Here is a 21,620-nt window from a genome sequence, read left to right on the forward strand (position 1 = left end):
GAAATGCCAAATAATGGTTAGCTATGGAACTACATAAACAACAACAGGCTTTTTTTTCGACCCAAAAAACTAGAAACCTCTCCTTTAGGAGAGATGCTCTAAAGCGATTACGAAATGCAATAATCGAACAGGAAGATGCCATTGCTGATGCCATCTATGCCGATTTTAAAAAACCAAGGTTTGAGACATTTGTAGCTGAGACTCAATTTGTATTGGCAGAAATAAATACGATGCTCAAAAACTTGGAGTTTTGGGCTCAATCTGAAAGAGTTTCTGGCAATTTGGCCAATTTTCCATCAAGAAATTACATTTATAGGGAGCCTTTAGGGCAGGTTTTGATCATTGCTCCTTGGAATTACCCTTTTCAATTAACTTTGACCCCCATGGTAGGCGCGATTGCTGCAGGTAATACTGTGGTGGCGAAACCCTCAGAGCTTACACCGAATACTGCTGCAATTGTTGAAAAAATTATTGGTAAAGTATTCGTTGCTGAACACGTTGCTGTTGTACAAGGTGGAGTAGAGACGTCTCAAGAATTATTGTCGAAACGGTGGGATCACATTTTTTTTACAGGGAGTCCACGGATCGGTAAAATCATATATGAAAGTGCGGCTAAACACTTGACTCCTGTTACGTTGGAGCTGGGTGGAAAAAACCCTTGTATTGTTGATGAGACTGCCAATATCTCTCTCGCAGCCAAGCGTATTATTTGGGGCAAGGCCCTGAACTTGGGCCAAACCTGTCTTGCGCCAGATTATCTTTTGGTGCATCATACAGTCAAAGATAAATTAGTTCAAAAACTCAAGGATAAGATTGTTGAGGCATATGGTGAAAAGCAGTCTCAATCCGCAGATTTGGCACGAATTATTAATGAACGACATTACAATCGTTTGAAATCACTTTTGGATGATCAACGAATATTGTATGGTGGGGAAACTGTAGATGAGGACAATTTTATTGGCCTTACTTTGGTTGATGAGCCTGATTTGAACAATCCATTGATGCAAGGAGAGATTTTTGGACCCATTCTACCTATTTTTTCCTACGAAAAAGAACCCGATATTGATGCAATCGTCAAGAGGTATGAGAAACCATTGGCGGCCTATATTTTTTCAAACAAAAGAGATTCTCAAAAAAAGTTTATTGCCCAGCATGGTTTTGGGGGAGGAGTGATTAACGATACGGTAATCCATATTGCCAACAAAAATCTGCCTTTTGGAGGAGTTGGGCATAGTGGTGTTGGTGCCTATCATGGCAAAACTTCTTTTGATGTGTTTTCCCATAAGAAAGCGATTGTGAAAAGAGGGCGCTGGATAGACCCCCCTTTACGCTATGCCCCTTATAAATTACCGGAAAAAATTGCCAAGTGGGTCAAGCATTTGTTTTAGGTTCTTCTAGCGCATTGGAAATTTTGCTATCGAATACTTTTTTGCTTGTTTTCATATCTGCATAGCGAGGATCTGGAACATAATCCTGTTTTTGCATTTTAATCACCTCAATACTCAAAAAGCCAAACTCTTCCACCACCTTTCCATAAAAACGGTAAATGCCCTTGCCTCTAAAATGATATTTGGCGGCAACTGGAGGAAAAAGTACAGTGTCAAACACCTCACCATGTTGATCTACCATCGTAGCAAAGTGCATGCGTTTACCACTATGGGTATTGGTGTTTTTTACGGTGATTAGATAGCCGTAAATATCAATATACTTATTTAAATAATGATGTAAATCTCGTTGTCCATTGGAGTTCTTCGGCGACTCAGTCAATAACTGAAATGGACTGCAAAGACAAAACCCCAAAAGCTCCAATTGATCAAAAGCAGTTTCTAAATTAGTAGTGTGTAATTTGGGAATCTGGAATTTTTGATGCCGTGGCGGAAAGAGTTTAGGGTGTTCCAAACGGTCATTTTTAGAGAGCATTAAATGTGCTTTCCACAGTAATTCGTGTTTGTTGATTTCGGTAAAGCGGAAGGCATCAATCCGGATGAGAATGGAGAGTTGTTCTACAGAAATGATAGTTCGATCCAAAAAATCTTCCAAAGAAGCAAAGCTTCCATTGAGGGTCCGTTCTTTGATGATGCGTTCCATGACCCTATTTTCCAAATCGCGTAGGTACATCAACCCTAAATAAATATGTGTGCCACAAATTCGATTGTCTATATTACTGTTGTTGACGCAGGGAGGGTGAATAATGGCGCCAATCATTCGAGCATCGTGAATGTAGAATTCGGAACGATAAAAACCTCCTCCATTATTGAGAACGGCCACCATATATTCCAATGGAAAATACGCTCGTAAAAAAAGACTTTGATAGCTTTCCACGGCATAGGAAGCGGAGTGTCCTTTCGCGAAGGCATAGCCTGCAAAACTGGCCACTTGATTCCATATTTCAAAAATGAGGGTATCCGAATAGCCTTTTTTTCTGCAGTTGGAGATGAATTTGTCCTTCACTTTTTGAAACTCTTCCCGAGAACGGAACTTTCCGCTCATTCCTCTACGGAGCACATCAGCCTCACCCAAATCCAAACCTGCAAAATGGTGTGCTACTTTAATCACATCTTCTTGATAGACCATTACACCATAGGTGTCCGGCATAATATCAAGCATCACCGGGTGTGCTTTTTCCTCCGCTCTTCCCTGATTGCGATGACGTAAAATATACTCTCGCATCATCCCACTTTTGGCCACTCCAGGCCGAATAATTGAACTAGCGGCGACCAATCCCAGATAATTATCCACTTCCAGTTTTTTAAGCAGCATCCGCATGGCGGGCGACTCCACATAAAAACACCCCATGCATTGGGCGGTTTTGATCAGGTTGTTTATGGTGATATCCGTTTTAAAACCTTTAATGTCATGGATGTCGATTTCTGAATGTTTTTCTGGCTGATTGTAGGCAACGATTTCCAAAGCTTCTTTGATCTTGCCCAATCCCCGCTGACCCAGAATATCAAATTTGTAAAGACCTACATCTTCGGCAATGACCATATCATATTGTGTAGTGGGAAACCCCTTGGGAGGGAGATGGGTCGCCGAAAACCAATGTAAAGGCTTTTCGCTGATCAATATACCACCTGCATGTATGCTCAGATAATTGGGTTTGTCCTTTAAAAGTCTCCCATATTTGAGAACGAGCTTAGACATGCTATCCAATTGAGATGGATTATACCTTCCTGTGGATAAAAAGTCAATTTCCTGTGCCGGAAGTCCAAAAACTTTACCCAATTCCCGGATTACACCCCGTTCTTTAAAAGTGACGTAGGTTCCTAAGAGTGCTACGTGGTCAAAACGCTTAAAAATATATTCGGTCATGGCTGGTCTGTCCCGCCAAGAAAAATCAATATCAAAATCAGGTGGATTTGCCCGATAAAGATTGATAAAACGCTCAAAATAGAGATCCAATTCCATAGGGTCCACATCGGTGATACGAAGTAGATAGGCCACAATGCTGTTGGCACCACTACCGCGTCCCACATAATAAAATCCTCTTCGGCGTGCTTCGGATACAATATCCCAGTTGATGAGAAAATAGGAAACAAACCCCATTTTTTTGATGAGCTTCAGTTCCTTGTGCAATCGGTTTTGGATGGATTTATTTACTTTTTCATAGCGATAAGGCAGTCCTTCACGGCATAATTTTTCAATCAATTTTTCATCTTCTTCCACACTTCCCAAATAACTATTGAGATTTTGGGGTTTCCGACCTTTTGAAAAATCGAAATGGATGCTACAGCGATTGAGGAGTTTTTCAGTATTCTCCAAAATGAAACTAAATTCTGAAAATGCAGTTGCCAGGTTTTGGATAGGGAACATCTTTTCATTTTCGTTGGCCTCTTCTTCCTTCGGAAGTTTGCTCAACAGTAGATTGTTGTCAATGGCGCGGAGTAATCGATGGGCATTAAAATCATTCTTGTTGCGAAAAGTGACCGGTTGCTGAACCACTAATTTATGCTTGAGCTTTACCAATCGGGAAAAAGGCAATCGTCTTAAATCTTGTATGGAAACCCCAACAAATTCATGATCTGAGAAATCCTGCAAATCGTTGAGTAAGACCTGTTCAAAAGGGTAGATCACAAATGCATTTTTGAATATGGGTGCTCGTTCAGGAATTTCCAAATCTTGGTGAAGGTGATGAGACAGAAAGTTGTTGAGTTCCAAATAACCTTCGTTGTTCTTCGCAATTCCCAAAAAACAGGGTAGCACTCCATTTCTAAAATCGATTCCCAAAATAGGTCGAACCCCATATTCTGAAGCTTTCCGTACAAAATTGAGACAGGCAGAGGTGTTGTTGATGTCGGTGAGCACCAGTTGGGTCACTTGGTTTTGTTGGGCAAGTTCCAATAGTTCCAGCTCGGAAAATGTTCCGTAGCGCAGGCTGTAATATGTGTGACAGTTTAGATACAATTATCAGTTATCAGTTATCAGTTATCAGTTATCAGTTATCAGTTATCAGTTATCGGTGTCTATTGTTAATTATCTATTGGTCATTGCCCATTGTAAATTGTTCACTGTTTCCGGTGTGCCAAAACCACAGGTGGTTGTCCATTAAAAGGATTGTGCATGCTGCCAATGGTCTTAGCACCCATGGCGGAAGCTCTTACTACACTTCGACTGCCAAACCTGTTTCGGACATGATCCATGGCATGGTAGAGATTTAAAGTCTCTTCGGTATCCTCAAAAAGATTGATCTGATAGTTTCCTGAGACCAAATGACTAAACCGAATTCCTATCAACCGCACCAACATGCGCTTGTTGTACAGAACCTTAAAAAGTTCCAATATTTTGGGTATGAGAATATGGTCTGCACTGGTATAGGGAATGCGCAATTGCTTGGAATACGTATTGAAATCCGAATACCGGATTTTTACAGCAATACAAGCGGTCAGTTTATCTCCTCTGCGTAGCTGATAGGCTAAATTTTCGGTCATGGCGATTAGAATGCCCTTTAGTTTGACCATATCAATGGTGTCACGATCAAAAGTACGCTCGGTGGAAATCGATTTTCGGTCACAAAAAGGAATCACGGGAGTATTGTCCATTCCGTTGGCCCGCTTCCAAATTACCCTTCCATTTGCACCCAATACCCGCTGCATAATATCCATGGGCATTTCTTGTACCATCCGTACCTTTCGAATACCCAAATTTCGAAGTGTTTGATAGGTCTTGTCACCAACCATTGGAATCTTTTTGATGGATAGAGGGGCCAAAAAAGGTTTTTCATGACCAAAATCTATTTTGAGCTGATTGTTGGGCTTCGCCTCATTGGTGGCCACTTTAGAAACGACCTTATTTACTGATAGGCCAAAGGAAATAGGAAGCCCTGTTTCCGTTATGATTTTTTGACGCATCTCCGAGGCGTATTTATAGGAACCGAAAAATCGGTCCATTCCTGAAAGGTCTGCGTAGAATTCATCAATACTCGATTTTTCAAAAAGGGGCACATGTTCCTTAATGATTTCCGTAACCACATCTGAATATTTGCTATATGTACCAGCATTACCACGAATGACCACCGCTTCGGGACAAAGTTCTTTGGCCATTTTCATGGGCATGCCCGAATGCACTCCAAACCCACGGGTCTCATAGCTGCATGCAGCTACTACACCACGATCACTGGTGCCGCCCACCAATAAGGGCTTGTGTTTAAGCTCAGTATTGATAATGCGTTCCACGGACACATAAAAAGTGTCCAAATCTAGATGTAGAATGGTCTTTTCCATTGTTTAGTTGAGAGAGATGGCTAATTTATGGAATAATTCCTAAAAAATGGAAAATATCCAATAAAAGAAATACAATGATGAGAATCCAGCTTTTATCGGAAAATCATTTATATCTTTGCCGTGTTGTGTTGGATTTCAATCTATATGATTGGAATCAGGTTGAAACATCAAAAACGATGTTCACCAATGAAAGGCTTTCCATATGGAAGGCTTTTTTTGTTTGGACTAGGCCTTGTACAGGGTGTGTATAACAAAGTGCATCAATGAAGCGGCCAGTTTTGCCGTTTGCCCATCAATGTCATATTTGGGGTTCATTTCGGCAAGATCCATGCTAATGAGTTTCCCCGAACCAATAATGGTCTTAAGACATTCCAAAACAATCTGAGGTGTGAATCCCATGGGTGAAGGGGCGCTGACTCCCGGTGCATAGGCAGAAGAAAACCCATCTAAATCAATGGTCACATAAACGTTATCAACCGTTTTAATAAAAGCATTGATCCAGGTATTGATTTCATCTAAAAACTGGATTTGAAAGGTATCAGATAGAATAAAATTGACATTTAAATCTTTTGCGGTTTGAAAAAGTGATCGGTCATTGGCATCTTTTCGGATGCCCAAGCAGAGGTAATTAAAATTGCTATCCTCTTTTTGGGATTCCATCGCTATTTGATAAAATGGTGTCCCCGAATTGTTGTTGTCAACATTCTTTCGAAGGTCAAAATGTGCATCAAAATTGATGATTCCAATCGTTTGCCCTTCTTTTTTTGAATCGAGATAATTTTTGATACCGTGATAATGTCCGTAGGCGACATCATGCCCTCCCCCCAAAACAATGGGGAACTGCTTACTTTCAAGAAGAGAAGCAACCGCTTTTGAAAGTGCGTTTTGAGCTGCTTCCATAGCTGTATTTTTGCAGGTTATGGACCCCGCATCGTATAGTTGCACCGTACTGGGTAAATGATTGGGTAATTTTCCAAAACTGGTTTTAATGATTTCGGGCCCATTTACAGCGCCAATTCTTCCTTGGTTTCGTTTTACACCTTCATCACAAGCATACCCTAACAAGGCAATGGATTTTTTTGGCGGTTCTGGAATTTCTTCCAAGGGAGTGCACTTCACTTTTTCATGAAGATAAAGGCTCTTGTTACTGACCCTTCCCTGCCAAATATCCTTTTTGGGTTTGCTGTAATGTTTCATCATGAATCAAAAAGATGGTCCAAAATATCGGTTTCCACTAGATTTGGTAAAGTTACTTTAAGATTTGGAGTTCGATCCATTTCTCTTTTAATAGCAAACAAAGCTTCTTTATTTCGTGCCCAACTTCTTCGGGAAATACCATTGTTCACATCATAAAACAGCATGTTTTTTAATCGGATTGAAGCTTCTTCCGTGCCGTCGAGTACCATACCAAATCCGCCATTCATGACCTCACCCCAGCCAACACCACCTCCATTATGTATGGAAACCCAGGTAGCACCTCGGAAGCTATCGCCAATCACATTATGGATGGCCATATCCGCTGTGAATTTGCTGCCATCGTAAATGTTACTGGTCTCCCTAAAGGGAGAATCGGTACCGCTTACATCGTGGTGATCACGACCCAAGACCACAGGAGCGGAAATATCTCCTTTGGAAATAGCGATATTGAAAGCATCCGCAATTTTGGCCCGCCCTTCAGCATCGGCATATAAAATACGAGCTTGGGAGCCTACGACCAACTTATTCTGCTCAGCCTCTTCAATCCATTTAATGTTGTCCTGCATTTGTTGTTGAATTTCTTCAGGAGCTTCAGCTTTTATTTGCTTCATGATTTCCAAAGCGATGGCATCGGTTTTTTGCAGGTCCTTTGGATTTCCTGAAGTACATACCCATCTAAATGGGCCAAAACCATAATCAAAACACATGGGCCCCAAAATATCCTGTACATAGGAAGGATATTTAAAATCGATGCCATTTGTAGCCATGACCTCACCTCCGGCTCGAGAAACTTCGAGTAAGAAAGCATTTCCATAATCAAAGAAATAAGTGCCCTTTTCTGTGTGTTTGTTGATAGCTGTAATTTGTCTTCGCAGTGATTCCTGTACTTTTTTCTTGAACTCGGTCGGATTCTCGGCCATCATAACATTGCCTTCTTCAAAAGATAGTCCAACAGGGTAATATCCACCAGCCCAAGGATTGTGCAATGAAGTTTGATCAGAACCTAAATGCACAAAAACGCCTTCTTCAAAGAAGCGTTCCCAGACTTCAACGATGTTTCCGATATAGGCCAAGGAAACCACTTCATTTTCTGCGATAGCAGTTTTTGTTCTTTGAACAAGTTCGGAGATATCCGTCAATAATTCATCTACCCAACCTTGTTGATGTCTTTTTTTAGCTGCTTCGGGATTTACTTCTGCACAAACAGTGACACATTCCGCTATGTTTCCTGCTTTGGGCTGGGCACCGCTCATTCCGCCCAAACCAGCAGTTAAAAATATTTTCCCTTTAGGGGAATCGCCTTTATCCAATACTTTTCTGAAAGCATTCATTACAGTAATTGCCGTTCCATGTACGATGCCTTGAGGGCCGATGTACATAAAAGAGCCAGCTGTCATCTGACCATATTGAGTAACGCCAAGCGCGTTGAATTTTTCCCAATCATCGGGTTGGGAGTAGTTGGGAATCATCATGCCATTGGTTACAACAACTCTTGGTGCTTCTTTTGAAGAAGGAAACAAACCCATAGGATGTCCAGAATACATATGCAAGGTCTGCTCTTCGGTCATTTCAGCCAAATATTTCATGGTCAACAGGTACTGTGCCCAATTTTGAAAGACAGCACCGTTACCACCATATGTAATCAATTCTTCGGGATGTTGTGCCACTGCTGGATCAAGATTGTTCTGAATCATTAACATGATAGCTGCGGCTTGCTCGGTCTTGGCCGGATATTCAGAAATTGGACGGGCATACATGGTATAATTCGGCTTAAAGCGATGCATATAGATTCTACCGTATGCTTTGAGTTCCGCTGCAAATTCTGATGCCAATTCTTGGTGCCATGCTTTTGGAAAATAGCGCAGCGCATTTTGAACGGCAAGTTTTTTCTCTTCTTTGGATAAGATGTCTTTGCGTTTGGGAGCTGGATTCCCACCTTCTGGATATGGTTTGGCGAGAGGCAATTCCGAAGGAATGCCTTGTAATATATTTTCCTGAAATGCTGTTAACGTTGTGGTCATATCAATCTTTTTTAAAGACTTGTCTTCCATTTTTCCAAACGGCATTTGGCTTCAGCTGTCCTTGGTGATAGGTAATTTCTTGATAGTTTTTGGTTGGGAAAGTCACAAAATCGGCTTGGGCTCCAGTTTGCAAAACTCCTCTATCTGTCTGTTTTAAAGCAGCACTTGCCCTAAAAGTGATTCCTGACAATACCTCTGCATTTGATAGTTTTTCAAAAGTTCCCAAAATACTCGCTTGTATGAGTAAATCACCCATCGGGGCTGAACCTGGATTATGGTCACTGGCAATAGCCAATGCGCCGCCAGCATCCAAAATTTTACGGGCAGGTGTGTAATCACATCCCAATCCGATAGAAGCTCCTGGTAAAGCCATTGAGATCACATTGCTTTTCGCCAAAAGTTGAATTTCCTTTTCTGTGCTGGCTTCCAAATGGTCGGCACTCACGGCATCAAATTGTACTGCTACTTTGCTGCCTCCGGGAGTAAATTGATCCGCATGTACGGTAATATCAAAGCTCATTTCCTTTGCTTTTTGAAAGTACGGTGCAATTTCTGTAGTGGAAAAAGCACTTTCTTCAACAAAGGCATCGATGCGGTTTGCTAGATTTTCTGACTTGATAATAGGAAACAAAGTTGAAGCCATTTCCTCTAAATAGGTGTTGTCACCATTCCAATCTTTGGGTTTGATATGGGCGGCCAAACATGTGGCGATTAGGTCAACTTCTGTTTTTTCGTTGGCTTGTTTAATGGCCCTGAGCATTTTTAATTCTTGTTCAACGGATAATCCATAGCCACTTTTCACCTCTATGGTGGTAATGCCATTTTGTAAATGTTTTTTACTTCGTTGTAAAATGCCTTCAACAAGTTCTTCTTGCGAGGCTTTCCGGGTCTGGGTTACTGTATCCCATATTCCGCCACCTGCTTTTGCAATCTCCAAATAGGAAATTCCGGCATTTCGCATTGCATAATCCCTGGCGCGAGTGCCACCAAAGCAAATATGGGTGTGAGCATCTACAAATCCTGGAAGGCAGACTTGCTCTCCTTCCACATAATAAATGTCAACAGCATCTGATTTTAAATCCTCAAAAATGCCAACTTGTTCAATTCTTCCTTCGAAAACCAAGATTCCACCATTTTCAATGATGGGCAATTGCTGATCTGTAAGCGCGCCTTTTAAAGGGAGGCCAGACATCGGCAATAATTGGGTAAATGGACCTATTAATATGGGTTTGCTCATGGTTTAATATGTTTCAAATTCTTCAAGATGAGGCGCATTCCATTGAAGGTTTTTGTCCTTCATGGTTTTTTCAACCAGACCAATGATTTCTCCCTGCTGAATCATATCGATTCCTTTTTCAATATCATCGGCAAAAACCCGGTCGCTTTCAGCAAAAGGTACTTTGGTTCGAATGAATTTATGGATTTCATCCAACACTACACCGGATTTTAATGGTTTTCTAAATTCGAAGGCCTGGGAAGCCGTAAGCAATTCAATAGCTAATATTTTTTCGACATTTTCAATGATCTGAAGTGCTTTTCTTCCACTTATCGACCCCATACTCACATGATCTTCCTGTCCCAAGGAAGTTGGAATACTGTCTGCACTTGCTGGGAAACACAAGCTTTTGTTTTCACTGGCCAATGCTGCCGTAGTATATTGTAAGATCATATAACCAGAGTTGATTCCGGTATCTTCCATCAGTAATTTGGGAACCCCTGGACTATTGCCTTCAAGGGCCAAATAGATTCTTCGGTCTGAAATGTTGCCCAGTTCTGATGCGGCTAAGGCCGCATAGTCCAACGCCATGGCCAATGGCTGTCCGTGAAAATTACCACCACTTATGGTAAGGTCATCATTGATAATGACAGGATTGTCCGTTACGGAATTCAGTTCCACTTCCAGCAATTCTTTTAAATGAAGCCATGCATTTCTGGAGGCTCCGTGTACCTGAGGCATGCAACGAAGCGAATAAGGATCTTGTACCCGTTCGCAATCAATATGATCTTCTAAAATTTCAGAACCCTGAACCAAAGTTCGAATTCTTCCTGCAACGTGTTGATTCCCTTTAAAGGGGCGAAGTGCATGCAATTCTTCAAAAAATGGTTTTATGGAACCTTGGAGTCCTTCCAACATCATAGCACCAACGATATCAGCTTGTCGTAAACAATGTTGTAGTTTTTGAACCACCAAAACTGCATGTGCAGCAATAAACTGTGTGCCATTGATTAAAGCCAAGCCTTCTTTGGGTCCAAGTTCCAATGGTTTGAGACTGGTTTTTTTGAACAATTGCTCTGTAGAAATGGTTTTGCCCTGATAATTTACCTTTCCTAAACCAATAAGTGGCAAAAACAAATGGGAGAGGGGAGCTAAATCACCTGAAGCTCCAACCGAACCTTGAGAGGGAACGACCGGAATGGCATCCTGCTCCATATGCCAGAGCATTCGCTGAATGGTGGTTTCTGCTATACCCGAATACCCTTTGGCCAAGGCATGGATTTTTAAAATGAGCATCAACTTGGACAACCTTTCTGAAATGGGCTTACCCACTCCAACACTGTGGCTCTGTAATATGTTGGATTGCAGAATTTTTGTATCCTCCTTGGAAATTTTGGTATTGCACAAGGGACCAAATCCGGTATTGATGCCGTAGACGGTTTCACCTTTGTCCACAATATTCTGAACCCGGCCTTGACTTATCTTGATTTTCTCCAGGCAGAAATCGGATAAAACACCTTTTACCTTGCCTTTTGAAATACCGATGGCAATACCTGCGGTTAAATGGTCTTCGCCAAAATGAAATGTTTCGGGTAGCTGCATGGTCTTTATTTTGATATATAAAGGTACTTTGCTTTATTAATAATTACCAATACTTATTTTTGTAATAATCAATAAGTATGAATTATCAGATAGAATTACGACACTTTGTCTATTTTTTGGCCGTGGCTGAAGAATTGCACTATAGAAAAGCAGCTGAAAAACTGTTTATCTCGCAACCTGGATTGAGCACACAGATCAAGCAGATGGAAGAGATTTTACAGACACAACTTTTTGTGCGGGATAAAAAGAAGGTGAGTTTGACTCCCGCTGGGGAGTACTTAAAAGGCGAGGTAGAATTTATTCTAAACCATTTGGAACAGACCCAAAAGCAACTAAAACTTATTGGTGATGGACATTCGGGTGAAATCCGAATTGGTTTTTTGGGTTCGGCTATGCAAAATGTAGTACCCAAGTTGTTGTTGGATATGAAAAAGAAATATCCTTTGGTGCATACCAGTTTAGACGAACTTTCCAACAAAGCCCAAATAAGTGCCATTTTAAGGGACAAACTGGATCTTGGTTTTGTTCGTCTTTCACGTGTTCCAAAGGGTATAAAAATCAAACCTGTTTTTGAGGATACTTTCTCCTTGGTTTTGCCAAAAGACTATCCGTTGGATGAAAAAAACTTTAAAGGAATCCATCAAGTCTCTAAAGATGATTTTATTCTCTTTTCCCAAGATTACAGTCCGCTGTATTTTGATACTGTGATGAGCATTTGTGAAGATGGTGGTTTTACGCCCAATGTTTCACATAGATCGGTGCATGCACAGACCATTTTCAAATTGGTGGAGAACAAATTGGGTATAGCTATTGTTCCAACAGCTTTGCAATATGGCTTTCAGATGGAGGTTAAGTTTATCGAACTAAAAAAAATAAAACAGCGAGCAACTTTGTCCATGGTGTGGAAGGAGGACAATCGGAATCCGGCATTACAAAATTGTATTGATTTACTTTTGGAAGAGTAAAAAAAGGCAATACTTACCTTTGCACGATATAAAAATTAATCATGGTATTTGATTTAATCAAGAAAAGAAGAAGCATTTTTCCTGCCCAATACAATAATAAGCCGATTAAAAGGGAAGCCATTGAAAAAATCTTAGAGGCAGCCAATTGGGCACCTACCCACAAAAAAACCGAACCTTGGCGTTTTAAGGTGCTTATGGGAGAATCCAAAGCTAAGCTGGGTATGTTTCTTTCCTATAAGTATATGGAAACGGACCCCAAACCCAAACAAATCAAAGTAAAGAAGTTAATGGAAAACCCTAAAAGGGCAGGAGCGATAATTGCCATTTGCATGCAACGTGACCCCAATGAAAGTTTACCAGAATGGGAAGAGGTTGCAGCCACTGCAATGGCTGTTCAGAATATGTGGTTATGCTGCGCTGAAATGGGTATTGGATGTTATTGGAGCTCTCCCGGCCTCACAAAGTTTATGGATGAGTTTGTTGATTTGGAACAGGGCGAAAAGTGCCTTGGTTTTTTCTATATGGGATATTATGATGAAGAACCACCTTTGGTAGAACGAAGACCTGTTGAAGAAAAAGTGGAGTGGTTAGAATGAAAAAAGTTCCGAAGCGTACTTTACGGTAACTATAATAAAGAAAACTAGGTAACCCGCGGTGAGTACAAACTTCATAAAAGTACCTGTCAAAAAACCAATAAATGAACCAAGGGCTGCTTTCATGGCGGTTTTTTGATCAGCTTTGTTCATCAATTCTCCTACCAAAGCACCTACAAAAGGCCAGATGATTATCCCAAAAGGGCCAAATATGGGAAAAAATATGGCGACTAACAGCCCAACAATGGTTCCCCACATACCTGCTTTACTACCTCCAAATTTTTTAGTCCCTGCGGCTGGAATTACATAATCTAAAACAGTGACCGCAAGTGCAAGAACCAAAGTTCCCCCTAAAATCCACCAATTATCGGGTACAGCTTTGGTTAGATATAGCAATAACAAACCTACCCAACTAATAGGCGGTCCAGGCAATACTGGAAGAAAACTACCCAAGATACCCACGAGCATTAAAAGGAATCCGATAATAAGCAGAGCAATGTCCATGATTCAATTTCCTATAAGACAAATGTAAGGGGGATTTGTTACAATAAGACTACGGGTCAATTTTTAACTAAAAAATTAGTTTAAACTAAAAATTTAGTTATATTTGTTTGAAAGTATAACTAAAAACTTAGTTGAACATGAAACAGCTGACCAAAGCGGAGGAAGAAGTAATGCAATTGTTGTGGCAATTGGAAAAGGCAAATGTAGCTTCATTGCTTCAAGAATTGCCAGAACCCAAGCCTGCATATAATACGATATCCACCATTATCAGAATTTTAGAAGACAAGGGATTTGTAGATCATGAAAAAGTAGGCAAGGGACACATTTATTTTCCGCTGGTGAAGAAGGAGGAGTATAGTAACCAATCTATATCGAAACTGGTTGACGGCTACTTTCAAGGGTCATTTAAAAGTATGGTATCCTTTTTTATGAAAAATAATGATATCAGCTTAAGCGAGTTGGAAGAGATTATGCAGAAAATTAAAAACGAGAAGAAATGATAACCTATCTATTGGAAAGTTTGACCATTCAATTGGTCTTTCTGTTGGCATATGACCTGTTTTTGAAAAAAGAGACTTTTCTTCAATGGAACCGCGCTTATCTGCTAGGCACGTTTATACTTTCGTTACTTCTGCCTTGGGTGAAAATTGAAGCCTTTAAAACCACGATTCCCGAAAGCTTGGTACAATATCAACAGTTTTTCTGGCAATTGGATGAAGTTGTTTTGTCAACCAATGCTTCGCAGAGTGGATTTTGGCAAGATATAAATTGGACTTTTGTAGTTCTAGGAGCAGGAAGCCTTAGCATGATAGTTTGGTTGGTGGTGAAACTAAACCGCATATATAAACTTAAAAGAAATGGTGTTGTCTCACGGGAAAGGGATTTTATCAAGGTGGTTATACTTGAGAGTGAACAAGCGTTTTCCTTTTTCAAAAATGTATTTCTGGGCGAAAGCATACCAAAAGAAAAGCAGGAGAACATTCTGGTACACGAAATGGTGCATGTAAAACAATGGCACTCTCTGGACCTTATGTTTTTTGAGATCATGCGAATTGTATTTTGGTTCAATCCACTCGTTTACCTGTATCAAAACCGCATTTCAGAACTTCATGAGTTTATCGCCGACGCACAGGCATCCAAAACGAATAAGCGGGTGCAATATGAGCTCTTGCTCTCCGAAGTGTTTCAAATCCAGAACTTTAGTCTAGTCAATCAATTTTTTAAACAATCATTAATCAAAAAACGAATAGTCATGTTAACAAAGAAAAAATCAAAATCGATTTATCAATTTAAGTACGCATTGTTAATGCCTTTGGTGTTGGGAATGTTGATTTACACATCATGTGATAGTGGATCAATCCAGAATGGAACCCAAGAAGATTCCTTGTCTTCGCAAATTGCGGCACTTCAAGAAGAAATTGAGGCAAAAGAACAACTTTCATCCAATGAACTTGAAGCACTTTCTTCGCTTTCCAATACATTTACCGATAAATTGAAGCAAACAATGAGCACATCTGATGGCTGGACTGTAGCCATGGGAGTTGATGGCGCTCAGGGTGTTTCTGGAGATATTTTTCCCTTTGCAGTTGTGGATGAAGCACCTGTTTTTCCCGGATGTGAAAATGCTGAAGATAAAAAAGATTGTTTTCAGGTAAAAATGCAAGAGCATATACGAAAGCATTTCAATTATCCTAAAGAAGCTCAAGAACTCGGTATTCAAGGTAGGGTAAATGTTATTTTTAAAATCAGCAGTGAGGGTGATATTATTGATATTAGAAAAAGAGGGCCACATAAACTGTTGGAGGATGAAGTGGCTCGTATAATCTCCAGATTACCAAAAATGCAGCCAGGTAAACAAAAAGGGCAAGTTGTAAACGTACCTTTTAGCATTCCGATTACTTTTAAATTGGATTAATGATTCAAGAATTCAAAGTAACAAGCCTGAGAATGTTTTCAGGCTTTTTGCTTTTATCTTTCTGGTCAAAAAATCGTAATTTCAGCCAAATATTAGGGGCTGTATGCGGAAGCTTATATTGTTGATGTTTTTGGGTTTGTTTACTTCTTGTGAACTTTTCACATCAAAGGAAGAACAGACCAAAAATAGAGTCAATGAAGAACTGTTGGCCATTGATTGGAACGATGTTGACCAATACCCACTTTTTGAAGGATGCGATGAAACCGCCCCTAAACAAATTCAACGCGATTGTTTTCAGAACCAAATGCTGCGGATAGCATCCGACACACTGGATAGCTTATCTTTTGAAGTGGATAACGAGTTAGAGGACACCTTATATATAGATTTTGAGGTAGACGAACATGGCTTTATCTCTATTTTGGAAATGGAGGAAAAACAATCTGTTTTAAATGAAATAGCCGATTTTAACGAGCAAATCACGGAAAGATTGAACAATTTAACCGTAGCTCCAGCCCTTAAAAGAGGAATACCCGTGGGCCTTAGGTTTCGACTTCCACTAGTACTAAATACCCAATAACAATTTGGCTACAGAAAAAATCATTTTAGGAATTGACCCAGGGACAACAGTTATGGGTTTTGGTATCATCAAGGTGGTCAACAAACAAATGCACTTTGTGCAGATGAATGAGCTGATGTTACGTAAATATGATGACCCCTACACCAAACTCAAACTGATTTTTGAGCGCACCTTGGAACTCATTGATACTTTTCACCCTGATGAGATTGCAATAGAAGCACCATTTTTTGGAAAAAATGTGCAGTCCATGCTCAAGTTGGGGCGTGCCCAAGGAGTTGCTATGGCAGCCGGGCTTTCTAGACAAGTTCCCATCACAGAATACATGCCAAAAAAAATCAAAATGGCCATCACTGGTAATGGAAATGCCAGTAAGGAACAGGTGGCCAAAATGCTTCAAAGTGTATTGAAACTAAAAACACTACCTAAAAATTTGGATAGCACCGATGGGCTTGCCGCAGCAGTTTGTCATTTTTATAATGAAGGTAGGGTTGAGGTTGGTAAAAGTTATACTGGGTGGGAGGCTTTTGTGAAGCAAAATGCTGATAAAATCAATAAGCAATAATCAATCAACAGCTGCCAATGACTAATCAAAACCTACTTATATGCACAAAGAAAACCCGTTATGGAGCAAATCTTATGATTTTGCCTTGAAAATTGTTCAATTGTATAAAAAGCTGAACAAAGAAAAAAGAGAGTATATCCTATCAAAACAATTATTGCGTTCAGGCACTTCGATTGGTGCAAATATTTCAGAAGCTAATGGAGCAATTTCCAAAGCTGACTTTTCTGCTAAGGTTTCAATTTCGTATAAAGAAAGCTTGGAAACCAAATATTGGCTTTCCTTATTGAAAGATTCGGACTATTTGGATATTGAACAGGCCAATGGCCTAATTAGGGATGCGGATGAACTATCAAAAATCATGTTCTCCATTCTAAAAACCACTAGAATGAATAAATAATCATTATCCATTGTTAATTGTACATTGCAAATTGATTATTGTCAACTGATAATTGTTCAGTGTTATGAGCGGAATTTACATCCATGTGCCATTTTGTAAACAAGCTTGTCACTATTGTGATTTTCATTTTTCTACACAGTTAGGGAAGAAAGAGGTTATGGTTAAGGCGCTTCAACGAGAAATTGAACTGCGAAAGGCTGAGTTTGTGTCCGAGATGGTTGAAACCATTTATTTTGGAGGTGGGACTCCTTCTGTTTTGGAAATTTCAGAAATCGAAGGCCTAATAAAGAAGGTGTACGACCATTACAAAGTAGTTGAAAACCCAGAAATTACCCTTGAGGCAAATCCTGATGATTTATCCAAAAATCGAATAATCCAACTGTCTAAAAGCCCAATCAATCGTCTTAGTATAGGAATTCAATCTTTCTATGATGAAGATTTGAAACTGATGAATAGGGCGCACAGTGCCATTGAGGCCTACGAATGTATTCAGGAGGCAAAAAAATATTTCGACAATATAACTATCGACTTGATTTACGGAATCCCGGGAATGGATAATGAAAGATGGAAATCCAATATTGAAAAGGCACTTGCTTTTGACCTGCCCCATATCTCGAGTTATGCTTTGACCGTTGAACCTAAAACCGCGCTTAAAAAGTTCATTGAAAAGGGAGTGATCCCTGATGTGGATGACGAACAGGCCCAAGAACAGTTCAATATTTTAGTTGAGATTTTGGACAAGCACGAATTTGTGAACTACGAGATTTCCAATTTTGGTAAGCCGGGTTATTTTTCTAAAAACAACACATCCTATTGGCAAGGAAAGAAGTACATGGGAATTGGCCCTTCAGCGCATTCTTTTGACGGAAAAAACAGAAGTTGGAATATTAGAAACAATATAAAATACATTCAAGCTTTAATAAATGGCGAGATACCACAAGAAATTGAATCCTTGACAAAAACGGATAGATACAATGAATATGTAATGACAGGTTTACGCACCATTTGGGGTGTTTCAATTGAAAAAATTGAGCAAGATTTTGGAAAAACATATTCCAGCTATTTACAGGGGCAATCCAAAAAATATGTGGATCAAAACTTGTTGTATTTGGAGAAAGGGAAATTACTGGCCACCCAAAAAGGAAAGTTTTTGGTTGATGGAATTGCGTCAAATCTTTTTATGATTAACTTGGAATCATGATTGCCACTATAAAATATAACTCACGGAATCATAAAATTGATTTATCCAAACCTTTGGATATTTCCATTCCGCTTCGTGGAGGAAAAAACAATGTTAACGCCTGGTATTTGGATGCTCCAAAAATTACTCCGCATCAAGAAGGAGATTTTATTGGGAAAGTATCGGAAGGTGCACCGGTTAACTTTAATGATATTTGGTTCAACCCACATTCGCATGTGACACATACCGAATGTTTGGGTCATATAACAGAAAGCTTTCATTCCATAAACCAAAGCCTAAAACAGTTTTTTTTCTTTGCAGAAGTGATTACCGTGGCACCGGAAAAAAAAGGAGAGGACTTTGTGATATCAGAAAAGCAATTAAAGTACGCTTTGGGAAACAAAAAAAGAGAAGCCTTGATCATAAGGACCATTCCAAATATGCAAAACAAATGCTCATTACAATATTCACATACAAATCCACCATATCTGTTGGAAGAAGCAGTGAACTATCTTGTGGCAAAAGAGATAGATCATTTACTGATTGATCTTCCTTCTGTTGACAAGGAAAAGGATGATGGAGCGCTGTTGGCCCACAACGCGTTTTGGAACATGAATGGAAAACCAAGGACCAAAGCTACGATTACCGAATTTATCTATGTTGCCAATACCATTGAAGATGGCAGTTACTTTTTAAACCTTCAGGTTGCTCCTTTTGAAAACGATGCGAGCCCCAGTAGACCGGTTTTGTTTGAAATTATAAAATGATTCTCAAATAGATTTCGTTATGCCTGATATTTTTACAGAGCAAGCAATGCACGGATTTTTTTCAAGAATTGATGGTTTGACAATAGATCAAAAACCTTCATTTGGCAAAATGAATGCCCATCAAATGATCTGTCATTGCACAGATTTTTTTAGAATGGCAATTGGGCAGAAGAAAGCGTTGGAATATGGACAAGTAAATCCTAAGGAGATTACTGCCCGAGCAAAACGGGGTGAAACGGTTCCAACACCAAAAGGGTTCGGACAAGTAGAAGGGAATGGAACAAAGCCTTTAGATTATGAGGAAGACAAAGAAACATTGAAAAAATTTATAATTGAGTTCCGACAGCTGTCCAGTGACTATGCATTTTTCCCTCATCCGTATTTTGGCAATTTGCCCAAGGAGAAGTGGGAAAGACTGGCAATCTATCATCTAAACCATCATCTAGAACAATTTAATGTATAAATTAGTAATCGGATATGGATAGCGTTTTAGAAGCTTTTTTGGGGCTGGTTCTTGGAGCAATACTTATGTATTGGTTGTTCTCCTTATTTCGGAAAAAGAAAAGTAAGGAGATCACCAACCAGCAATCCACAGTATTGTTGGATAAGATAAAAAGCGTTTGTAAACTGATTTCTGTTGAAGGGGATTTTGCAGAGATTTACCATTACGAGAATACAAAAGGTGGACTAATGAACCTTTTGAGCAGTAAGAAAAAAGCGTTGATCATTGTTAAGGCAAAAGCCCACATTGGTTATGATCTTCAGAAACTGGGTTTGAAGGCAGATAACAAAAACAAAAGAATCATTCTAACCAATTTTCCTGAACCTGAAGTTTTGTCCATCGAACCAGAGCTACAATATTACGATGTGAAAAATGGATTGTTCAATAGCTTTTCATCGGAAGATTTGACGAAGGTCAATCAAGAAGCGAAAGATCATATAAAACAGAAAATCCCAGAAAGCGGACTTATGCAAACAGCGAGAAAGGAAGCTTTACAAGCCGTATTGCTGGTCGAAAAAATTGTGGAAACCATTGGATGGACCTTGGATTATTCCGCTTTGGAAATCACGAATAGGGAAAAACAATTGTTGGAAGAATAAAATACATTATGAAAAGGGCAATTATTACTTTAATATTGACAACCATTATTGTAACAACCAGTTTTGCACAAACCAAAGACGATATGAAGACCTTTGATTCTGCTTTTGCCCATACTGTTTATTTTTGGTTCAAGGACCCAGATAACCAAGCAAACAGGGTAAGATTTGAAACTTCACTGAAGACCTTTTTAAAAAACTCCAAGTTTGCCAAGACCAATTTTATTGGGACACCACCTGTTGCTACAAGAGGTGTGGTTGATGGATCATTTACCTATTCCTTAATAGTGACTTTTGAATCTGCCGAAGCACAGGAGGGCTATCAAACAGAAGAAGCCCATCTGACCTTTATAGAGGAATGCAAAGATCTATGGCAAAAAGTTATTGTGTATGATTCATTTGGTATAAAAGAATGAATGTAGAAGAACTAAGAGATTTCTGTTTATATAAAAAAGGAGTAACCGAAGAATTTCCTTTTGATGAACACACATTGGTTTTTAAAGTAATGGGAAAAATGTATGCATTGATTCCCTTGGAAAGAAAACCACCCCAATGCAATTTAAAATGTGATCCAGAAAGAGCTATTGAACTCCGCGAAGAATATGATGGGCAAATTACCCCCGGCTATCATATGAGCAAAAAACATTGGAACACACTTTTTTTGGACAATCTCTCTCCAGATTTGATTAGGCAATTGGTAAACCATTCATATGACTTGGTGGTATCTGGTTTGACCAAAAAATTGAAAGAAGAATTGGACGCCTTGCCATCCCAATAAGAAAAATCCTTTAGATTTCACCGAAACATTTTTACCATTCGTCGACAGTTCTTTTTGATTTAACTATTTTGTAGTCCTTTTCTGAGGATAATTTTGAAATTTTGTATCCTAAATTAATTGTGCCATGAATGTGCTATTCATAGAAGACGATATGATTGAAACGATGAAGTTGCAACGTGCAATTTCAAAGTTTGAGTCCAAGCACAAGATTGTCGAGGCGAAAAACGGAGAAGAAGCCTTGGGAATCTTAGAGGATGGCGTATTGCCCGATATCATTCTTTTGGACTTAAATATGCCCCGGATGAGCGGTATTGAATTTCTTTCCATTATAAAGGCAGATGACAGACTTAAATATCTTCCAACAATTATTCTGACCACATCTGAAAATCGGGTAGATTTATTAAAATGCTTCGAAATTGGAATCGCTGGCTACATTATAAAACCTTTAAAATATGAGGATTACGAATCCAAACTTAAAAAGGTTTTTGATTACTGGGAAATCAGCGAATTGATCAAAGGCTAACAAAA

At 39.5% G+C, this 21,620-nt stretch carries 22 protein-coding genes; 15 read left to right on the forward strand and 7 right to left on the reverse strand.

The genetic code is table 11. The features are described from left to right. Positions 1 to 23: 23 nt before the first annotated feature. A complete protein-coding gene (locus tag IAG46_RS13475) occupies positions 24 to 1,388 on the forward strand; it encodes an aldehyde dehydrogenase (RefSeq protein ID WP_190810915.1) in 1,365 nt (454 codons plus the stop codon). On the opposite strand, the gene IAG46_RS13480 is transcribed toward IAG46_RS13475, so the two are convergent. From IAG46_RS13480 to hutH, 6 genes are all read right to left on the reverse strand, one after another. Further along, on the reverse strand, positions 1,372 to 4,404 hold the full coding sequence (locus IAG46_RS13480) for a DNA polymerase III subunit alpha (protein WP_190810916.1): 3,033 nt from the start codon (positions 4,402 to 4,404) through the stop codon (positions 1,372 to 1,374). The genes IAG46_RS13475 and IAG46_RS13480 overlap by 17 nt on opposite strands. A 101-nt stretch (positions 4,405 to 4,505) precedes the next feature. Further along, on the reverse strand, positions 4,506 to 5,720 hold the full coding sequence (dinB, locus tag IAG46_RS13485; protein WP_190810917.1) for a DNA polymerase IV: 1,215 nt from the start codon (positions 5,718 to 5,720) through the stop codon (positions 4,506 to 4,508). Between the two features lie 225 nt (positions 5,721 to 5,945). Next, positions 5,946 to 6,920: a formimidoylglutamase gene (gene hutG / locus IAG46_RS13490; RefSeq protein WP_368668184.1), complete on the reverse strand. Its 975-nt coding sequence runs from the start codon at positions 6,918 to 6,920 to the stop codon at positions 5,946 to 5,948. After that, complete coding sequence (locus IAG46_RS13495; protein ID WP_190810918.1) at positions 6,917 to 8,938, reverse strand: urocanate hydratase; 2,022 nt, start codon at positions 8,936 to 8,938, stop codon at positions 6,917 to 6,919. Before IAG46_RS13495 ends, hutG begins: the two co-directional genes overlap by 4 nt. 1 nt (position 8,939) lies before the next feature. Next, complete coding sequence (gene hutI / locus IAG46_RS13500; RefSeq protein WP_190810919.1) at positions 8,940 to 10,175, reverse strand: imidazolonepropionase; 1,236 nt, start codon at positions 10,173 to 10,175, stop codon at positions 8,940 to 8,942. Positions 10,176 to 10,178: 3 nt separating this feature from the next. Then, complete coding sequence (gene hutH, locus IAG46_RS13505; protein ID WP_190810920.1) at positions 10,179 to 11,756, reverse strand: histidine ammonia-lyase; 1,578 nt, start codon at positions 11,754 to 11,756, stop codon at positions 10,179 to 10,181. A 77-nt stretch (positions 11,757 to 11,833) separates the two neighbouring features. On the opposite strand from hutH, the gene IAG46_RS13510 reads away from it, so the two are divergent. Both IAG46_RS13510 and IAG46_RS13515 read left to right on the forward strand, forming a co-directional pair. After that, positions 11,834 to 12,721 carry a LysR family transcriptional regulator gene (locus IAG46_RS13510; RefSeq protein ID WP_190810921.1) on the forward strand — a complete coding sequence of 296 codons (888 nt, stop codon included), beginning with the start codon at positions 11,834 to 11,836 and terminating at the stop codon, positions 12,719 to 12,721. Positions 12,722 to 12,762: 41 nt separating this feature from the next. Beyond that, positions 12,763 to 13,317 (forward strand): nitroreductase, encoded by a 555-nt coding sequence (locus IAG46_RS13515; RefSeq protein WP_190810922.1) that lies wholly within the window; start codon positions 12,763 to 12,765, stop codon positions 13,315 to 13,317. Here the strand turns inward: IAG46_RS13515 and IAG46_RS13520 are convergent. After that, complete coding sequence (locus IAG46_RS13520) at positions 13,309 to 13,818, reverse strand: DUF456 domain-containing protein (RefSeq protein WP_190810923.1); 510 nt, start codon at positions 13,816 to 13,818, stop codon at positions 13,309 to 13,311. The genes IAG46_RS13515 and IAG46_RS13520 overlap by 9 nt on opposite strands. 137 nt (positions 13,819 to 13,955) lie before the next feature. Between IAG46_RS13520 and IAG46_RS13525 the strand changes: the two genes are divergently transcribed. The 12 genes from IAG46_RS13525 (at position 13,956) to IAG46_RS13580 (ending at position 21,615) form a co-directional block, all read left to right on the forward strand. Beyond that, positions 13,956 to 14,318: a BlaI/MecI/CopY family transcriptional regulator gene (locus IAG46_RS13525; RefSeq protein WP_190810924.1), complete on the forward strand. Its 363-nt coding sequence runs from the start codon at positions 13,956 to 13,958 to the stop codon at positions 14,316 to 14,318. Then, positions 14,315 to 15,733: a M56 family metallopeptidase gene (locus IAG46_RS13530; RefSeq protein ID WP_190810925.1), complete on the forward strand. Its 1,419-nt coding sequence runs from the start codon at positions 14,315 to 14,317 to the stop codon at positions 15,731 to 15,733. Before IAG46_RS13525 ends, IAG46_RS13530 begins: the two co-directional genes overlap by 4 nt. A 103-nt stretch (positions 15,734 to 15,836) precedes the next feature. Beyond that, complete coding sequence (locus tag IAG46_RS13535; protein ID WP_190810926.1) at positions 15,837 to 16,310, forward strand: hypothetical protein; 474 nt, start codon at positions 15,837 to 15,839, stop codon at positions 16,308 to 16,310. A gap of 4 nt (positions 16,311 to 16,314) precedes the next feature. Further along, the gene (gene ruvC, locus IAG46_RS13540; protein WP_190810927.1) at positions 16,315 to 16,872 is read left to right on the forward strand and encodes a crossover junction endodeoxyribonuclease RuvC; all 558 of its coding nucleotides are present in this window, start codon (positions 16,315 to 16,317) and stop codon (positions 16,870 to 16,872) included. Positions 16,873 to 16,912: 40 nt separating this feature from the next. Continuing rightward, positions 16,913 to 17,269: a four helix bundle protein gene (locus tag IAG46_RS13545; RefSeq protein ID WP_190810928.1), complete on the forward strand. Its 357-nt coding sequence runs from the start codon at positions 16,913 to 16,915 to the stop codon at positions 17,267 to 17,269. A 64-nt stretch (positions 17,270 to 17,333) separates the two neighbouring features. Continuing rightward, the gene (hemW, locus tag IAG46_RS13550) at positions 17,334 to 18,470 is read left to right on the forward strand and encodes a radical SAM family heme chaperone HemW (protein WP_190810929.1); all 1,137 of its coding nucleotides are present in this window, start codon (positions 17,334 to 17,336) and stop codon (positions 18,468 to 18,470) included. After that, positions 18,467 to 19,216 (forward strand): cyclase family protein, encoded by a 750-nt coding sequence (locus IAG46_RS13555; protein WP_190810930.1) that lies wholly within the window; start codon positions 18,467 to 18,469, stop codon positions 19,214 to 19,216. Before hemW ends, IAG46_RS13555 begins: the two co-directional genes overlap by 4 nt. 19 nt (positions 19,217 to 19,235) lie before the next feature. Next, positions 19,236 to 19,679, forward strand: coding sequence for a DUF1569 domain-containing protein (locus IAG46_RS13560; protein WP_190810931.1), 444 nt, complete (start codon positions 19,236 to 19,238; stop codon positions 19,677 to 19,679). A 14-nt stretch (positions 19,680 to 19,693) separates the two neighbouring features. Beyond that, a complete protein-coding gene (locus tag IAG46_RS13565) occupies positions 19,694 to 20,317 on the forward strand; it encodes a DUF4230 domain-containing protein (protein ID WP_190810932.1) in 624 nt (207 codons plus the stop codon). Between the two features lie 8 nt (positions 20,318 to 20,325). Beyond that, a complete protein-coding gene (locus IAG46_RS13570; RefSeq protein WP_190810933.1) occupies positions 20,326 to 20,730 on the forward strand; it encodes a Dabb family protein in 405 nt (134 codons plus the stop codon). Continuing rightward, on the forward strand, positions 20,727 to 21,092 hold the full coding sequence (locus IAG46_RS13575; protein ID WP_190810934.1) for an MmcQ/YjbR family DNA-binding protein: 366 nt from the start codon (positions 20,727 to 20,729) through the stop codon (positions 21,090 to 21,092). Before IAG46_RS13570 ends, IAG46_RS13575 begins: the two co-directional genes overlap by 4 nt. Before the next feature lie 124 nt (positions 21,093 to 21,216). Continuing rightward, entirely contained in the window at positions 21,217 to 21,615 is a 399-nt protein-coding gene (locus IAG46_RS13580) for a response regulator (protein WP_190810935.1), read from the forward strand. Positions 21,616 to 21,620: the final 5 nt, after the last annotated feature.

The organism is Flagellimonas sp. S3867 (genome assembly GCF_014698935.1).
In the GTDB taxonomy this organism is placed as follows: Bacteria; Bacteroidota; Bacteroidia; order Flavobacteriales; family Flavobacteriaceae; genus Flagellimonas.

Bases quoted from the DNA above. Each gene is read 5' to 3' on its own strand.
- IAG46_RS13475 (WP_190810915.1), top strand. From the start codon at position 24: ATGGAACTACATAAACAACAACAGGCTTTTTTTTCGACCCAAAAAACT.
- dinB (WP_190810917.1), bottom strand. From the start codon at position 5,720: ATGGAAAAGACCATTCTACATCTAGATTTGGACACTTTTTATGTGTCC.
- hutG (WP_368668184.1), bottom strand. From the start codon at position 6,920: ATGATGAAACATTACAGCAAACCCAAAAAGGATATTTGGCAGGGAAGG.
- IAG46_RS13495 (WP_190810918.1), bottom strand. From the start codon at position 8,938: ATGACCACAACGTTAACAGCATTTCAGGAAAATATATTACAAGGCATT.
- hutI (WP_190810919.1), bottom strand. From the start codon at position 10,175: ATGAGCAAACCCATATTAATAGGTCCATTTACCCAATTATTGCCGATG.
- hutH (WP_190810920.1), bottom strand. From the start codon at position 11,756: ATGCAGCTACCCGAAACATTTCATTTTGGCGAAGACCATTTAACCGCA.
- IAG46_RS13510 (WP_190810921.1), top strand. From the start codon at position 11,834: ATGAATTATCAGATAGAATTACGACACTTTGTCTATTTTTTGGCCGTG.
- IAG46_RS13515 (WP_190810922.1), top strand. From the start codon at position 12,763: ATGGTATTTGATTTAATCAAGAAAAGAAGAAGCATTTTTCCTGCCCAA.
- IAG46_RS13520 (WP_190810923.1), bottom strand. From the start codon at position 13,818: ATGGACATTGCTCTGCTTATTATCGGATTCCTTTTAATGCTCGTGGGT.
- IAG46_RS13525 (WP_190810924.1), top strand. From the start codon at position 13,956: ATGAAACAGCTGACCAAAGCGGAGGAAGAAGTAATGCAATTGTTGTGG.
- IAG46_RS13530 (WP_190810925.1), top strand. From the start codon at position 14,315: ATGATAACCTATCTATTGGAAAGTTTGACCATTCAATTGGTCTTTCTG.
- IAG46_RS13535 (WP_190810926.1), top strand. From the start codon at position 15,837: ATGCGGAAGCTTATATTGTTGATGTTTTTGGGTTTGTTTACTTCTTGT.
- IAG46_RS13545 (WP_190810928.1), top strand. From the start codon at position 16,913: ATGCACAAAGAAAACCCGTTATGGAGCAAATCTTATGATTTTGCCTTG.
- hemW (WP_190810929.1), top strand. From the start codon at position 17,334: ATGAGCGGAATTTACATCCATGTGCCATTTTGTAAACAAGCTTGTCAC.
- IAG46_RS13555 (WP_190810930.1), top strand. From the start codon at position 18,467: ATGATTGCCACTATAAAATATAACTCACGGAATCATAAAATTGATTTA.
- IAG46_RS13560 (WP_190810931.1), top strand. From the start codon at position 19,236: ATGCCTGATATTTTTACAGAGCAAGCAATGCACGGATTTTTTTCAAGA.
- IAG46_RS13565 (WP_190810932.1), top strand. From the start codon at position 19,694: ATGGATAGCGTTTTAGAAGCTTTTTTGGGGCTGGTTCTTGGAGCAATA.
- IAG46_RS13570 (WP_190810933.1), top strand. From the start codon at position 20,326: ATGAAAAGGGCAATTATTACTTTAATATTGACAACCATTATTGTAACA.
- IAG46_RS13575 (WP_190810934.1), top strand. From the start codon at position 20,727: ATGAATGTAGAAGAACTAAGAGATTTCTGTTTATATAAAAAAGGAGTA.
- IAG46_RS13580 (WP_190810935.1), top strand. From the start codon at position 21,217: ATGAATGTGCTATTCATAGAAGACGATATGATTGAAACGATGAAGTTG.